Consider the following 15,786-nt stretch of genomic DNA (forward strand, 5'->3'; position numbering starts at 1 on the left):
GAAATGCGCAGACGTGTCATCGGTGGCTTGGGATCGTTTTTGACCACCTTGGTTTTGGCCCCGTTGGTGCCGGTATGGGCGCGTGGCGGCGATGATTACCGGATTCAGCGCGCCACCTATGGGACGCCCGATCGCAACGTGGATGTCACCCAGCGGCTGCGCGAACTGGCCCGGCGCGATGAGAGATTTGTGCTGAAAAATGAGACCTTTGGGGTGGACCCGGCCGAACATCGCGTCAAAACCTTGCGCATTTACGCCACCGACGCCAATGGTCGTTCACGCACCTTTGAGTACACCGAGGGCAGTTGGGTGGATGGCTCGCAGTTCAGCGGCTGGGGTGGCGGGGACTGGGGTCAGGGTGGTGGCGGGGACTGGAACAACAATAACAATAACCGCGATGAATACAAAATTCTGCGCGCCCAATATGGCACGTCCGAGCGCAATATCGACGTCACGCAGCGCCTGCGCGAACTGGCCCGCGACGATCAGCGTTTTCGCCTGCGCAACGAAACCTTTGGCTCGGACCCGCACCCGGGCCGCCCGAAGACACTGCGCATTTATGCGCGCAGTCCGAGCGGGCGAACCCGCACCTTCGAGTATGCCGAGAACAGCTGGGTTGACGGTGCACAGTTCAGTGGCTGGGGCGGCGGCAATTGGGGCGACGACAACTGGAACGGCAACTGGAACGACAACCGTCCCGACATCCCCACCGGTGGAGACAGCGGCCTTGACGTCAATGATGGTTTGCGCATTGTTCGCGCCGACTACGGTGCAGGAAGAAATACCTGGGATATCACCGACCGTCTGCAGCAACGTGTGTTCAATGGCCGCCTGAATGTCAAGGTCAGCAACAGCACGGCCGGTGGCGACCCGGCCAACGGGCGTCCCAAGCAGTTGCGTATTACCTACAGCGTGAACGGCCGCCAACGCAGCCGGGTGCTCAATGAAGGCGAGTTTCTCTCACTGCCCTGAGTAATGCTGCCAGTGCCGCAAGCGCTGGCTGGTCAGTTTTGATGCAAACGCATTTCGGCGGCACGGGCGTGTGCCTGCAAACCCTCGCCATGCGCGAGCACCGAGGCAATCTGGCCGAGCGTCTGGGCCCCCGCCTCGCTGACTTCAATCAGGCTGCTGCGCTTTTGAAAGTCGTACACGCCCAGCGGTGAGCTAAAGCGGGCTGTGCCACTGGTGGGCAGCACATGGTTAGGGCCAGCGCAGTAGTCACCCAGGCTTTCGCTGGTGTAGGCCCCCAGAAAAATCGCCCCGGCGTGTCTGAGCAGCGGCTCCCAGCGGTGGGGATCGCGGCTGGAAACTTCCAGGTGCTCAGGCGCTATGCGGTTGGCCATGTCGCAGGCCTCGTTCATGTTGCGCGTGAGAATCAGCGCGCCGCGGTCGTTGAGCGATTTGGCGATGATGGCGCGCCGCGGCATCTCGGGCAGCAGGCGGTTGATGGATGCCTGCACCTGGTCGATGTACGCCGCATCCGGACACAGCAGAATGCTCTGCGCCAGTTCGTCGTGTTCGGCCTGGCTGAACAGGTCCATCGCCACCCAGTCGGGCGGCGTGCTGCCGTCGGCCAGCACCAGAATCTCGCTGGGGCCAGCAATCATGTCAATGCCCACCACACCATACACGCGCTTTTTGGCGCTGGCCACGTAGGCGTTGCCCGGGCCGGTGATTTTGTCGACCTTCGGGATGGTGGCGGTGCCATAGGCCAGCGCCGCCACGGCCTGCGCTCCGCCAATGGTGAAGGCGCGCGTCACCCCCGCGACATAGGCAGCTGCCAGCACCAGGGTGTTGATTTCTGGTTGGGCATCGGTTGCGGCACCCAGTCCGCCGCTGGCCACGCTGCCACGCACCGGTGTGGGCACCACCATGATGATCTCGCCTACACCGGCCACATGCGCTGGGATCGCGTTCATCAACACGCTGGACGGATACGCCGCCTTGCCGCCGGGCACATAAATACCGACGCGATCCAGCGGCGTGACTTTCTGGCCCAGCAGCGTGCCATCCGCATCGCGGTAGCTCCAGCTCTCACCGCTGGCTTTGCGCTGGGCTTCGTGATAGCTGCGCACACGCCGGGCGGCAGATTCAAGCGCGCTGCGCTGCACTTCGGGCAAGGCATCAAAGGCAGCTTTCAACTCGGCCTGGGTCAGCTCCAGTGTGGCCATGCTCGGGGCTTGCAGGCCATCAAACCGTGCCGTGTAGTCCAGCACGGCGGCATCGCCACGCTGCTGAACGTCGGCCAGGATGTTGGCCACGCGCTGCTCGATGCCAGCGTCGGTTTCAGCCGACCAATGCAGGCGTGCCCGAAAATCATGCTCAAAGCTGGTACTGCAGGTCGACAAACGGGCGGGGGAAGCTTTGAAATTCATTGTTTTTCCGGTTCACATTCTCAAGTCCATCTGCGCGGTCTGGATTGACCTTGCCACCGAAGCGCCGTGCCCGCGGGACAGCATTGGCTGGGATGCCATATCTCCCAAACGGTGGCCGTCCGAGGCCAGGCGCAAAACTGCAGGGAATCTTACCGCAACAAAATCCCGGCAAGGTGCGAGAGGTGCGCTCAATGAGACGCCCAAAGAGCACCCTTGACAAGGGGCAGAACCACGGCACGGCAGACTAAAGGCACGCCGGCAAAGACCGTATTTCGGCAAACCTCTGCCGACACTCCAGCGCCAACGCCTTGACCTGCACCAGCTCTTGCGGGCTGAACTTTCTTGCCGCCACATCGCGGTTGGTCACGGCGACGCTGTCGCCACCAAGCGCTGCAATGCTGGACCAGACATAGGCTTTGACCGCATCCTGCGCAAGATAGCGCCCCCGGTTAAAGGCCACGCCCAGGTTGGATTGGGCGGGTTGATAGCCGCTCACCGCCGACTGTTTCAGCCAATGCATGGCCTGGCGGGTGTCCGCCCGGACACCTTTGCCATTGAGGTACAGCAAACTCAACTCAAACTGTGCAGCTGCGTCACCCGCGTTTGCCAACGTTTTGAACAGGCCAAACGCCGCCACAAAATCACCGCGGTTTTTAGCCGCTGTTGCATCGTCAATGGAGCTTGCCGATGCCGCCAGGGGCACCAGTAGTAGCCATAACGCCACGACAGGGGAGATCCGGCGAGCCATGAACGTCTGCCTGGCCACCGTTGGCTTCAGTTGGCCAGGTTCAAGGTGACCTCGTCGATTCTTGCCAACACGTCAGGCGTAAGCTTGGGCATCACCAGCAAGGAACCCAGGTTTTCCATCAACTGGCTCGCTTTGGACGCCCCCATGATGACCGTGCTCACGCATGGGTTGTTGGCCACCCAGGCAATAGCCAGCTGGCTCAGGCTGCACCCCAACTCTGAAGCCAGGGTCTCGAGTTGGGAGACTGCGTTGTTTTTTGCAACGTCCGTCAGGCCATTGACCAGAAAACCCATGCCTTCGAGGGCACCACGGCTTCCCGATGGCACCCCAGAACGGTACTTACCGGTGAGCAAGCCACTGGCCAGTGGGCTCCAGGTGGTCAGACCCAAACCCATGTCCTGGTAGAGCCGCGCATACTCTTTCTCAACCCGCCTGCGGTGGAAAAGGTGGTACTGCGGTTGCTCCATCGCGGGCTTGTGCAGATGATGCCGGTCGGCAATATCCCAAGCCGCCTGGATCTCCTGAGCCGACCATTCGCTGGTGCCCCAGTAGAGGGCTTTGCCTGACGCGATCATGTCGCTCATGGCCCATACGGTCTCTTCGATGGGAGTGTGCGGATCAGGGCGGTGGCAATACACCAGATCAATGAAGTCAAGCCCCATGCGTTTGAGCGAGCCATCGATGGCCTGGGTCAGGTACTTGCGATTAAGCGTGTCTTTTTTGTTCGCTGTCGGACCGTCCTTGTGAAGGCCCCAAAAAAACTTGGTGGAAACGATATAGTCAAGCCGGGGCCAGTGGAGTGCTTTGAGCGCAGCACCCATGACGATCTCGCTTTGACCACCCGCATATACCTCGGCGTTGTCAAAGAAGTTGACCCCCGAATCAAAGGCCATCGCCATCATTTCACGGGCCGCGGTGACATCCACCTGATTGTGATAGGTGACCCAGGAGCCAAGGGACAGTTCGCTCACCTGCAGGCCGCTGCGGCCAAGTCGACGGTATTGCATGAAAGGCAGCTCAGTGATTTGGCGCTAGCTTCGCACCACCAGCACAGGGAGTTTGGTATGCGACAGAACGGCTTGGGCAACACTACCCAAAACCAGTTTTTCAAGGCCATTGCGGCCATGCGAGCCCATCACGATCAGGTCGGCCTCCAGCGAGGCACCCGCTTCGACAATGCCGCGCCAGGCGGTGTGTGCCTCGATCACCGAGGTATCCACCGTCACCCCCGCATTGGCAAACGCCTCTTTAGCGGCATGAACTGCGGCATTGGCTTCAGCCGTGGCCGCACTCAAATACTCAGCCTGACCATAAGCAAAATCAGTCCCGACTCCCGTAAAAGGATAGGGGTCGATCACATAGATCACCGTGACGGTGCTACCAAACGCCCGGGCCAACTCGGTGGCTTTGTCCACTGCGACCTCGGAGGTATCTGATCCATCCACCGGTACCAAAATGTGTTTGAACATGATGAACTCCTCAAGTGAAAAACACGCCGCTAACGCTAACCCATCTCAAATGTCCTCGGGCACCATCTTGATCGCGCCGCACGGACACTCCGAGACACAAATGCCACAGCCCTTGCAGTAGTCGTAATTGAAATCAAAGCCCTTGCCCGGCCCTTTCTTGATCACGGCATTGTCGGGGCACACGCCATAGCAGTTGTCGCATTCAAAGCAATTCCCGCACGACAGGCAACGCCGGGCCTCAAACAGCGCATTGGTCTCATCGAGTCCACCTTGCACTTCTTCAAAAGTGGATTGGCGTCGAATGATGTCAAGCATCGGGCGGACCGTTTTGGGGGCGTCGCTGTAGTACCAGGTGTTGAGCTTGTCAAAAGTGGCAATTTCGGCCTTGGGTGCCGGCTTGTACGCCTCGCCGCGCAACCAGGCATCGATGTTGCGCGCGGCCTTCTTGCCGTGACCAATGGCGACCGTCACATTGCGATCGGCCGGCACCATATCGCCCCCTGCAAAAATACCAGCGTGACCTGTCATCATCTGGGGGTTGACCTGCACCACACCGTCTTGGACCACCAACCCCGGCACACCTTCGATCAGTGACAAATCCACGTCCTGGCCCAATGCCAGCACCACCGAGTCGGCTTCCAGGGTCTCGAACTCACCCGTGGGTTGCGGAAAACCCTTCTCGTCCAAGGCCATTTTTTCGACCGTGATCGACGACTCGCCGGCTTGCTTGATGGTGGACAGCCACTTGATCAACACGCCTTCTTGCAGCGCCTCTTCAACTTCAAAGTCGTGTGCCGGCATTTTTTCGCGGTTGCGTCGATAGACGATGATGGCTTCAGACGCACCGAGCCGCTTGGCCGTGCGCGCGACGTCAATTGCGGTGTTACCACCGCCGTACACCACCACCTTGCGGCCCAGCATCGGCTTGTCTTCCCCTTCCATGGAGCGCAGTACCGCCACCGCGTCAAGCACCTTGGCCGAATCGCCCGCGGGAATGAACGCCCGCTTGGCGATGTGCGCACCAACGGCCAAGAACACCGCATCAAACCCACCTTGTTGCTTGGCGTCGAGCACGTTGCTGATCTTGCTGTTGTACTGTATGTCCACACCCAAATCGACGATACGCTGCACCTCATCGTCAAGCACCTGACGCGGCAGCCGATACTGCGGAATGCCAAAGCGCATCATGCCACCCGGCAGGGGGCCTGCCTCATGCACGGTGACCTGGTGCCCCATGCGTGCCAGGTGATAAGCCGCCGACAAGCCCGAAGGCCCGGCACCCACCACCAGCACTTTCTTGCCGGTGGCGGCAGCGGGCGCCGGGAACTTCCAGCCTTGGGCGATGGCCTGATCACCCAGAAAATGCTCCACCGAGTTGATTCCCACGGCGGCATCCAGCTGACCCCGGTTGCACGCCCCTTCGCAGGTGTGATAACACACCCGTCCCATGATGGCCGGGAACGGGTTGTCTTGCACCAACGTGCGCCAGGCGGCCTCGTAATTGCCTGATTCGGCATGGAATAGCCAGGCCTGAATGTTCTCGCCCGCCGGACACTGGTGATTGCAGGGCGGCTTGCGGCTGAGGTAAACCGGACGCGAAGTGCGCCACGAACCGGTGTGATTGGCCAGCGAACTGCCAACGTCGAGCGTGATGGCAAAGGGTTTTTGCATAGTGTGTTCTCCTTGCAGGACAAAAGCGCCGACACGCTGCGTGTCAGCGCCGTCCCCAAAAAATTTAGGTCAGCAATCCAAAACGGCGAATATTGCGGTCGGCGCGCGCTTGCAGCCGCGCAATGGTGGCCACATCAGGGCTCTTGCCAAACAGATGGGCAAAGCGCTTTTGAGGTTTAAGGTAGTCCTCGATGGGCACCTGGCGGCGAATCTTCAGCACCCCGGTGACCTCGCCACGCTCGGCCTCGAACACCGGGAACACACCACTCTCAACCGCCAGTCGGGACAGCTTGATGGTGTCGTTCGACGGTGCGCCCCAGCCCAGCGGGCAGGGTACAAATATATGGATATATCGCGCACCGCGTATCCCCATGGCCTTCTTCACTTTGTATTCCAGGTCACGCAAATCAGCCACCGTGGCCGTAGCCACATAGGGAATCTCGTGCGCCATGGCGATTTGCGGCACATTCTTGCCCTGGCCAAACTCGTTGCCCGGGTGCTCGCCAACCGACATGGTGGTGGCTGTACGCGCAGCGGGTGGCGTGGCGCTGGAGCGCTGCACCCCGGTGTTCATGTACGCCTCGTTGTCGTAGCAGATGTAAAGCACATCGTCGTTGCGCTCAAACATGCCCGACAGGCAGCCAAAGCCGATGTCGGTGGTGCCACCGTCGCCCCCCTGAGCCACCACGCGCACGTCGCTGCGGCCCTTGGCTTTCATCGCGGCCGCAATGCCGGTCGCCACCGCAGCGGTGTTACCGAACAGCGAGTGAATCCAGGGCATCTGCCACGAAGTTTCCGGATAGGGCGTTGAAAACACCTCCAGGCAGCCGGTGGCATTGGCGGCAATCAGCTGACCGTTGGTGGCGGCCATGGCCGCATCAATGGCATAGCGGGCACCGAGTGCCTCGCCACAGCCCTGACAGGCACGGTGGCCCGAGTTGAGCGAATTCTTGCGCTCCACGCTGGACTGTTCGCTGCGCTGATCGGTTGCGAGCAAACGGTTGCCAACGGTAAACGTACCGGTTTGATAAAACTTGACCAAAGACTGTTCCATGATGTTTCTCTCTTTGCAAGCCGTCTCAGGCCACCCGTGGCGATGCAGTGCCCATATCGCGCAACACGCCCTCGGCCACCGGGCCAGAGCGACGCTGCTTTTTCTCGCGATCCAGCACGCGGTTGACGACGGCCCAGTCCAAATCTAAAAATGTGAGCAACTCCAGCTTGTCAGCAATGGCCTCAAGCAATAATTTGTGCACAGAGGCTTTGGTGATGGCGCGCCCACCCAGGCCAGCCACCACGGCATACACCGATTGCTGGCGGCTTTGCACGGCGCTGCGCACATCACGCGTCACGATGCCACCGATGCCGACAGCAAAACACTTTTCAATCACCACGATGCGGGTTGCCTTGGCGGTTGCCTCGCGGATGGCGGCGATCGGGAACGGGCGATAGGAGGTGATGCCCAACACGCCAACCTTGACCCCTTCAGCACGCAAATCGTCCACCGTGTCCTTGATGGTGCCCAGCACGGAACCGAGTGCGATTACGATGGTGTCGGCGTCTTCGGTATGGTAGGTCTTGATGAGGCCACCCGAATCGCGGCCAAACACCGCCTTGAACTCGCTGGCGATCTGCGGAATCAGGTCAAGCGCCTGCATCTGCTTGGCGTGCGCCAGGTAACGAACCTCCGTGAAAGCCTCAGGTCCCACCATGGCACCGATCGTGACCGGCTCATTGGGGTCAAGCACCTGGCGCGGCTCGTAGGGCGGCAGAAACTTGTCGACCTGCGCCTGATCCGGCATGTCGACACGCTCATAGGCGTGGGTCAGAATGAAACCATCCATGCACACCATCACTGGCAACGACAACTCTTCGGCAATTTTGAACGCCTGGATGTGCAGGTCCAGCGCTTCCTGATTGGTCTCGGCAAAGATCTGCAGCCAGCCCGCATCACGCATCGACATGCTGTCGGTATGGTCGTTCCAGATGTTGATGGGGGCTCCAATCGCGCGGTTGGCCACCGTCATCACAATGGGAAGACCCAAACCGGAAGCGTTGTAAACCGCCTCGGCCATGAACAGCAGCCCCTGGCTGGCCGTGGCGGTGTATGAGCGTGCTCCGGCTGCCGATGCACCAATGGCCACACTCAGGGCGGCAAACTCGGACTCCACATTGATGAACTCGCACTTCTCCAGTGCGCCGGACTTCACCAGTTCACCCAATCCTTCAACAATGTGGGTCTGAGGAGAGATTGGATAGGCACAAATGACCTCGGGACGGCTCAAGGCCACCGCCTGAGCTACCGCATGTGAGCCTTCGCATTGTTCAAGCATGTTGGGCCTCCTGTGCCTTTCTTTCCTGTTCCATGACGATGTTGTACGCATCTTTGGCAGCAGCCTGGTTGCCTTTGGCAACCGCGCCCTTGAATTTCTGGTCAATGGCACGCTGTACCGCATCCAGCGAAATGAGTCCGCCCAAGGCGGCAAAAGCGCCCAGCAGGGGCATGTTGGGTACCGGTCGGCCGACGTGTTTCAACGCCAGCTCCGTCGCCGGCACGGTCAACAAACGGTCGGGGCGAAACCCCTTGACAAACTCACCCAGGCCCATCTCGACAAAGCTGCGGGTGGTATTGATCAGGATGTAACCGTCCTTCTTCAGACCGCCAAACACGTCCACCTGATGCAACAGCGTCGGGTCCTGAATGATGATGGCGTCAGGCTGCATGATGGGCTCGCGCAACCTGATCTCTTTATCATCCATACGGCAAAAGGCCACCACCGGTGCACCGGTGCGCTCAGAGCCAAAACTTGGAAATGCCTGTGCGTGTTTACCACCCAGAAACGCCGCGATCGACATCATCTCTGCGCCCGTGACCACGCCCTGGCCGCCCCGGCCATGGATTCGTACCTGAAACATGATTTGCCCCTCAGTGATTGCGTTAGAACCGGGCACCATTGTGCACCCGGTGTTTTTTGAACAGGGCGAATGTTGATACGGCGGCAAATTTTGTATTTGACTTGGATCAACCTTTGACACTGTGCCGCCATCACATCAATGACTTTCATGATTCATGACTTACATCAACTCGGTTTCATCCGAGTTACCTATGCTCGCGACTTTTAACTTTGAAAGATGCCCAATGCTCACCTTGCAATGGTCTGAAACGCTGGCGCTAGGCGTGCCCGCCATGGATGCCACCCATCGTGAATTTGTTGAACTGCTGGCCGACGTCGTCGCTGCCACCGACTCGGCCGTGTTAGACCTTTGGCATCAGCTGGTGGCGCACACCGATGAGCATTTTTCCCGTGAAGACCATTGGATGAAAGAGACCGGCTTTTCCAGCACCAACTGTCACAGCACCCAGCACCAGGTGGTGTTGCAGGTCATGCGCGAAGGGGCAAGGCGAGGTGCGACGGGAGAACTTGCGGTGGTTCGGCAGATGGCCGATGAGTTGGCGATCTGGTTTCCACACCACGCGCAAAGCATGGACGCCGCCCTGGCCCTGCACCTGCGTAGCGTGGGTTATGACGAACAGACCGGGCAGATCACGCTGCCCCAAGCCTTGCCACAAGGCAAGATCGAAGGCTGCCATGGCAACGACTGCGACAGCAACCCCACCCCAGCGCAACCGGAACTGGTGGCCGTTTGAGCGTCAAAAAATTATTTTTTATAGCATAAACTCTATGCCATATAAGCGCTAAAGACCATTCTCATTCAAACTTCAGTCCATTACAGCGGCATACACCAGATCGCGAAACAACATCCGGAAATGCTCGCGCTGGTTGGGTGCCTGCAACATCAGGCAAGCCAGCAGGTTCAGGCTTGGGTCGACAAAAAACGTGGTGCCTGCGAGCCCTCCCCAAAAATAGGTGCCGGGAGAGCCAGGTACCGGCGCCACACCCAGTTGTTTGCGAACAGCAAAACCCAGGCCAAAACCGTGGCCTGGTGGCAACAGCGACTGGGATCCGCCGCTTGCCACCGGAATATCTCCCAAATGGTCCGTGGTCATGAAGTCGACCGTGCGCGAGCCCAATAGCCGGACCCCGTCCAGTTCACCCCGATTGAGCAAACATTGCAAGAATCTGGCGTAGTCGCGTGCAGTTGACACCAAACCGCCCCCCCCCGAAGCCAGCGCGGCATCGGTGCGCACATCGATCACCCGCATTTGGACACCCCCCTCGGGGTCTCGCGCGAAAGGCTCAGCAATATGGTCGTGAAAGTGCTTCGGCACATTGAACCCGGTATCGGGCATACGCAGGGGATCAAAAATTCGCTCTGCCAGAAACTCCTGCAGTGTCTGTCCGGACACCACCTCGACCACCCGCCCCAGCACATCGGTGGCCCTGCTGTACTCGAATGTCGTGCCCGGCTCAAACATCAGGGGAATCCCCGCGAGCTGCCGGGTGAAATCGGCCAGACTGCGCTCGCGAGAGTTCAAGCGCAACTGGCTGTACTGGCGTTGCACCGTGCCACTACCCAAAAACTCGTAGGTCATACCGGCCGTGTGGCGCAACAAGTCATGCAGGGTCGCCGCGCGTTTGACCGGCTGCAGACGCAACTCGCCATCCACTGACAGCGCGACCTGCTGCGCACCAAACTCGGGCAAATATTTGGCCACCGGGTCTGCCAGCAGAAGACGCCCTTCCTCCATCAGCATCATGGCAGCCACCGACATGATGGGTTTGGTCATTGAGTAAATGCGAAACCGCGCATCCCGGTGCATGGCCTCACCGGTGTCTGGATTCAAGTAACCCACGCTGTCGAACAAGGCCAGTTGGCCATGCCGTGCCACCAAAGCCACCGCACCGGGCAGACGTTTGCGGGCCACCTCGTCCTGCAGCACCGTCATCAAGCGTTTGAGGCGGTCACGGTTCAAACCCAGTTTTTCGGGGTTTACCTCTGTCAATGTCATGGCTTCACCTGTATAAAAACATCACCCTCAATCAGGGATCCTGGTGGTAATGCGGCAATGACGCACCGCAGTTCCGGCAGAAATTTGCGTTGGGCATATGACCTTCTGTCAGGCACTCCTGGCAGGTTCGGGTCGTCACGGGCGCCTTGCGTGCATAGCTCATCTCAGCGGTCACAATACCGGTGGGCACCGCCAGGGTACCCCACCCCACCAGCATCATGGCCGATGCAATCAGTCGCCCCAAGTCAGTTTTGGGCGTGATGTCGCCAAAGCCAACCGTCGTCATGGTGGTGATGGCCCAGTAAACCCCGATCGGGATACTGGTGAATCCGTTGGCCGGACCTTCGACCACATACATCAATGTGCCCATCACCAGCACAATCATCATCACCGCAACCAGAAACACCATGACCTTGCGTCGACTGGCACGCAGGGCCTGCCCAATGGCCTGGTACTCGGAGACATACGCCGTCAACTTGAAAATACGAAACACCCGCAGCAAACGCAAAATGCGCACGTCAATCAGCGCACTGACCTCCGGCACCAAGAGCGCCAGATAGGTTGGCAACAAGGCCAGCAAATCAATCAAACCATAAAAACTCAGCGCGTACTGAAGAGGGTGTCGCACACACGTCAGGCGTGCCACGTACTCAACCGTAAAGATCAGGGTGAACAGCCACTCCAGCCCCGTAAAAACCATGTGATAGTTCTGCGCCAGACTTTGCACGCTGTCGGCAATCACCACCGCCACGCTGGCCAGGATGATGACAATCAGCCACTGATCAAACAATCGACCGGCACGTGTGTCCGCCTCAAAAATGATGGTGTAGAGGGCCAGACGTACCCCTCTGAGTGGTTTTCCCAAGCACTCTGCCTTTGGCGAGGGCATCATGAACCCCCGTCCAAATCACCATTGGCACGTTTAGTGCTAGAAAAACAAGCGTGCGTTTGATGAATCAGGCTATAAGTAAAAAGCATAAAGTTCAAGAGTAAACCCGGATGCAAGCTGGCGAACACCACTGTTACAGTCCGATTCTTGATGAATTTTTGGCCTTGATTCATCTTTGATCAAAATTTTCTTAACTGGAGTTACTTCAAATGCGTTTTAGCAGTCTCAAAACTCTCGCTGTCGTTGCAGCCGCTTTCGGAACCCTGGCAACCCTGCCCGCCCATGCCGGCAAAACACTGGATGGCATCAAAGCCCGCGGACAGGTCATCTGTGGGGCCAATACCGGTCTGGCCGGTTTTAGCGCTGCCGATTCAGCCGGCAAATGGACTGGTCTGGACGTGGACATTTGCCGTGCGCTGGCTGCTGCCACACTGGGGGACGCCGAGAAAGTCAAGTATGTCCCCCTCAACGCACAACAACGGTTTACCGCGCTGCAGTCGGGTGAGGTGGACGTGTTGTCACGCAACACCACGTTCACACTGACGCGCGATGCTTCGCTGGGTTTGAATCAGACGGCGGTCACCTACTATGATGGTCAGGGCTTCATGGTGCCCGTGAAAAGCAAGATCAAGAGCGCCAAGCAGCTCAAAGGGCAAACCGTGTGCGTGCAGTCCGGCACCACCACCGAGAAAAACCTGACTGACTACTCCAAGGCGGCTGGCCTGGGCATCAAGCCGGTCGTTTTTGAGCAGTTGGAGGCCGCCGAGAATGCCTATTTCACGGGCCGTTGCATTGCGTACACCACCGACGCCTCAGGCCTTGCTTCCACCCGCAACAAGGTTGCCAAGGTACCTGGTGACCACATCATCCTGCCCGAACTGATTTCCAAAGAACCCCTTGGCCCAATGGTTCGCCGCGGCGACGACGAGTGGTTTGCCATCGTCAAATGGGTGATTTATGGTCTGCTGGAAGCCGAGGAATATGGCATCACCCAAGCCAATGTTGACTCGCTCAAGACCAGCAGCACGGACCCTGTGGTCAAACGGATTCTGGGTACCTCTGAAGACACCGGCAAACTCCTGGGCCTGGACAAAGAGTGGATGGCGCGTGCCGTCAAGGCCACCGGTAACTATGGCGAGATCTTTGAGCGCAACGTGGGACCCAAGTCGCCACTGGGCTTGCCCCGCGGCGTCAACAACCAGTGGAACAACGGCGGCCTGATGTACGCCTACCCGGTTCGTTAAACCAGTCGAGCGCTAGCGCTGCGCCGCCTGACTTCGCTGACGCGAATCACGCGGCGCTCTTTTTTGAACATCCCTGCGTTGAAGACGTGTGTCCCATTCAAGCGCCCATCGGGCGAGCCTCACGATGACTCCAGACGTTCCACCCAAAAAAAACAACTGGTCCTGGCGTAGTCAGGCCTTTCGCGGCCTGATTTACCAGGTGCTGGCCATGGTGGCCATCGTCAGCGTGGCGTGGTTCCTCGCGCATAACACGCTGGTGAACATGAAAGCCCGCGGCATCCAGAGCGGCTTTGACTTCCTGATGCAGGCAGCCGGTTTTGATATTGGTGAGAGCCTGTACCCCTTCGATTCGGAACAGCCCTACTTGCAGGCCTTTCTGGTCGGCGTGACCAACACCTTGCGGGTGGCGGTGTTAGGCATCATTCTGGCCACTGTTCTGGGCACCATTCTGGGTGTTGGTCGCTTCTCGCGCAACGCTTTGGTGCGTGGGCTGTGTCTGACCTACGTGGAGTTCTTCCGTAACATTCCGGTTCTGTTGCAACTCTTGCTTTGGTATGTCATTTTGACCGAAGTACTGCCTAGCGCTGACCATGCATGGACTGTTGGCTCCTTTTTTCTGAGCAAAGGTGGTTTGAATTACCCGATTCCGATCTGGGCAACCGGCCATTTGTGGGCACTGGCCGGGCTGGTGGTCGGCGTGGTGCTGATCTGGCCCTATCGACGCTGGGCTCGCAAGCAGTTCGAGACCACCGGCAAACTCCGCAGTGTGTTCTGGGTTCCAGTGCTGCTGGTGGTGATCTGCAGCTTGGCTGGCTGGGCGCTGGGTGGAGCCCCAACGGCGCTGAACAGTCCGATCAAGGGTGACTTTTCCATTGAAAACGGTGGCGCTTTAACCCCCGAATTTTTGGCAGTCCTGCTTGGACTCACACTCTATACAGCAGCGTTCATCGCTGAAGTGGTGCGCGGTGGCATCCAGTCGGTGCCGCGTGGCCAGGGTGAAGCAGCCTCCGCACTTGGACTGACGCGCCAACAGGAGATGCGACTGGTGATGTTGCCGCAAGCGCTGCGGGTGATCATTCCGCCGCTGACCAATCAATACCTGAACCTGACCAAGAACTCCTCGCTGGCTGTGGCAATCGGTTACCCGGATGTGGTGTCGATCGCCAATACCGCGCTCAACCAGACCGGTCGTGCGGTGGAGTGTATTTCCATCGTGATGCTGGTGTACCTGACCACCTCGTTGGGTACATCCATTTTGATGAACTGGTACAACAGTCGCGCTGCCATCAAGGAACGTTGAGGACACCCTGCACATGAACGCAACGATTTTTCAACCGATTCCTGCGCGCCCGGCCCCGGTGAACACCGAGGGTCCGGTGGCGTGGGTCAAAGCCAATTTGTTGGGCGACTGGAAGACCACGCTGTCCACCCTGTTGATCGGCGCCATCCTGCTGTGGTATGTGCCCCAGATCCTGAATTGGGCACTCTTTTCCGCCAGTTGGCGTCCCAACTATGACGCATGTCGTGTCGACGGCGTCGGTGCCTGCTGGGGTGTGGTGGCCGAGAAGTACCGGTTGATCATTTTTGGTCGCTATCCGTTTGAAGAGCAGTGGCGTCCGCTGGTGGCAACCCTGCTGCTGACCAGTTTGCTGGTGGCGAGTTGTGTCCGCATGTTTTGGAAACCCTGGTTGCCTCTGTTGTGGCTGGGTGTCCTGGCCATATTCTTTGTACTGATGTATGGCAAGATTTTGGGCTTGACCCAAGTTGACACTGACCGATGGGGTGGCCTGCCGCTCACCATTCTGCTGGCGTCTCTGTCGCTGGTGCTGTGTTTTCCGATAGCGCTGCTGGTGGCTTTGGGTCGGCGCTCCAAGTTGCCAGCGATTCGCAGTTTTTGTACCATTTACGTCGAACTGATACGCGGCGTGCCGTTGATCTCAGTGCTGTTCATGGCCTCGTTCATGTTCCCGTTGTTTATGCCGCAGGGCACGCAGATCGACGTTTTGCTGCGCGTGCTGGTGGGTATCACCTTGTTTGCGGCGGCGTATATGGCGGAGGTCATACGGGGTGGCTTGCAGGCCATTCCCAAAGGGCAAGTGGAAGCGGCGGCAACGCTGGGGCTGTCGTACTGGCAAACCCAGCGCATGATTGTCCTGCCACAGGCTTTGGCCATGGTGGTGCCAGGCATCATGAATAACTTTATCTCCACCTTCAAGGACACCTCACTGGTCACCATCGTCAGCCTTTACGAGTTGACCGGTGCCATGAAGCTGGCACTGAACTCAGACGCCAACTGGCGTCCGTTCATCATGGAGGGCTACTTTTTTATCGCCCTGATCTACTTTGTGTTCTGCTTCTCCATGTCGCGTTACAGCCATTGGGTGGAAAAGCAGGTCAACAAGAGCAAATTGCGATAACTTGCGGGACAGTCCATCGTTGGCGAAGCCCATTGGCGCTGTCATCCACTGATCAAAACAA

15 protein-coding genes are annotated in these 15,786 nt (G+C 58.7%); 5 read left to right on the forward strand and 10 right to left on the reverse strand.

Annotated features, from left to right (window positions below; genetic code table 11):
- Nucleotides 1–3: 3 nt before the first annotated feature.
- Entirely contained in the window at nt 4–972 is a 969-nt protein-coding gene (locus KBF66_RS05045) for a hypothetical protein (protein ID WP_296653266.1), read from the forward strand.
- Between the two features lie 32 nt (nt 973–1,004).
- Here the strand turns inward: KBF66_RS05045 and hisD are convergent, their stop codons facing one another.
- The 8 genes from hisD to KBF66_RS05085 all read right to left on the reverse strand — a co-directional run bounded on the left by hisD (nt 1,005) and on the right by KBF66_RS05085 (nt 9,179).
- Nucleotides 1,005–2,375 carry a histidinol dehydrogenase gene (gene hisD / locus KBF66_RS05050; RefSeq protein ID WP_296653269.1) on the reverse strand — a complete coding sequence of 457 codons (1,371 nt, stop codon included), beginning with the start codon at nt 2,373–2,375 and terminating at the stop codon, nt 1,005–1,007.
- Between the two features lie 244 nt (nt 2,376–2,619).
- Nucleotides 2,620–3,123: a tetratricopeptide repeat protein gene (locus KBF66_RS05055; protein ID WP_296653272.1), complete on the reverse strand. Its 504-nt coding sequence runs from the start codon at nt 3,121–3,123 to the stop codon at nt 2,620–2,622.
- A 26-nt stretch (nt 3,124–3,149) separates the two neighbouring features.
- Nucleotides 3,150–4,130: an aldo/keto reductase gene (locus tag KBF66_RS05060; protein ID WP_296653276.1), complete on the reverse strand. Its 981-nt coding sequence runs from the start codon at nt 4,128–4,130 to the stop codon at nt 3,150–3,152.
- A gap of 24 nt (nt 4,131–4,154) precedes the next feature.
- A complete protein-coding gene (locus KBF66_RS05065) occupies nt 4,155–4,592 on the reverse strand; it encodes a universal stress protein (protein WP_296653280.1) in 438 nt (145 codons plus the stop codon).
- 45 nt (nt 4,593–4,637) lie between these two features.
- Nucleotides 4,638–6,263, reverse strand: a complete 1,626-nt coding sequence (locus KBF66_RS05070) for an NAD(P)-binding protein (protein WP_296653284.1) — start codon at nt 6,261–6,263, stop codon at nt 4,638–4,640.
- Between the two features lie 64 nt (nt 6,264–6,327).
- Nucleotides 6,328–7,317 carry a thiamine pyrophosphate-dependent enzyme gene (locus tag KBF66_RS05075; protein ID WP_296653288.1) on the reverse strand — a complete coding sequence of 330 codons (990 nt, stop codon included), beginning with the start codon at nt 7,315–7,317 and terminating at the stop codon, nt 6,328–6,330.
- A 25-nt stretch (nt 7,318–7,342) separates the two neighbouring features.
- Nucleotides 7,343–8,596 carry a transketolase C-terminal domain-containing protein gene (locus tag KBF66_RS05080; protein WP_296653292.1) on the reverse strand — a complete coding sequence of 418 codons (1,254 nt, stop codon included), beginning with the start codon at nt 8,594–8,596 and terminating at the stop codon, nt 7,343–7,345.
- Nucleotides 8,589–9,179 (reverse strand): 2-oxoacid:acceptor oxidoreductase family protein, encoded by a 591-nt coding sequence (locus KBF66_RS05085; protein ID WP_296653294.1) that lies wholly within the window; start codon nt 9,177–9,179, stop codon nt 8,589–8,591. The genes KBF66_RS05080 and KBF66_RS05085 overlap by 8 nt, the downstream gene beginning before the upstream one ends.
- A 223-nt stretch (nt 9,180–9,402) precedes the next feature.
- On the opposite strand from KBF66_RS05085, the gene KBF66_RS05090 reads away from it, so the two are divergent.
- Nucleotides 9,403–9,912: a hemerythrin domain-containing protein gene (locus tag KBF66_RS05090; RefSeq protein WP_296653298.1), complete on the forward strand. Its 510-nt coding sequence runs from the start codon at nt 9,403–9,405 to the stop codon at nt 9,910–9,912.
- Between the two features lie 72 nt (nt 9,913–9,984).
- On the opposite strand, the gene KBF66_RS05095 is transcribed toward KBF66_RS05090, so the two are convergent.
- Entirely contained in the window at nt 9,985–11,175 is a 1,191-nt protein-coding gene (locus KBF66_RS05095) for a serine hydrolase (RefSeq protein WP_296653303.1), read from the reverse strand.
- A gap of 31 nt (nt 11,176–11,206) precedes the next feature.
- Nucleotides 11,207–12,064, reverse strand: a complete 858-nt coding sequence (locus tag KBF66_RS05100; protein WP_296653379.1) for an ion transporter — start codon at nt 12,062–12,064, stop codon at nt 11,207–11,209.
- 209 nt (nt 12,065–12,273) lie between these two features.
- Between KBF66_RS05100 and KBF66_RS05105 the strand changes: the two genes are divergently transcribed.
- The 3 genes from KBF66_RS05105 to KBF66_RS05115 all read left to right on the forward strand — a co-directional run bounded on the left by KBF66_RS05105 (nt 12,274) and on the right by KBF66_RS05115 (nt 15,725).
- A complete protein-coding gene (locus tag KBF66_RS05105; RefSeq protein WP_296653306.1) occupies nt 12,274–13,308 on the forward strand; it encodes an amino acid ABC transporter substrate-binding protein in 1,035 nt (344 codons plus the stop codon).
- 124 nt (nt 13,309–13,432) lie between these two features.
- Nucleotides 13,433–14,608 carry an ABC transporter permease subunit gene (locus tag KBF66_RS05110; protein ID WP_296653310.1) on the forward strand — a complete coding sequence of 392 codons (1,176 nt, stop codon included), beginning with the start codon at nt 13,433–13,435 and terminating at the stop codon, nt 14,606–14,608.
- 13 nt (nt 14,609–14,621) lie between these two features.
- Nucleotides 14,622–15,725 carry an amino acid ABC transporter permease gene (locus KBF66_RS05115; protein ID WP_296653314.1) on the forward strand — a complete coding sequence of 368 codons (1,104 nt, stop codon included), beginning with the start codon at nt 14,622–14,624 and terminating at the stop codon, nt 15,723–15,725.
- Nucleotides 15,726–15,786: the final 61 nt, after the last annotated feature.

Source organism: Rhodoferax sp. (genome assembly GCF_018063565.1).
In the GTDB taxonomy this organism is placed as follows: Bacteria; Pseudomonadota; Gammaproteobacteria; order Burkholderiales; family Burkholderiaceae_C; genus Rhodoferax.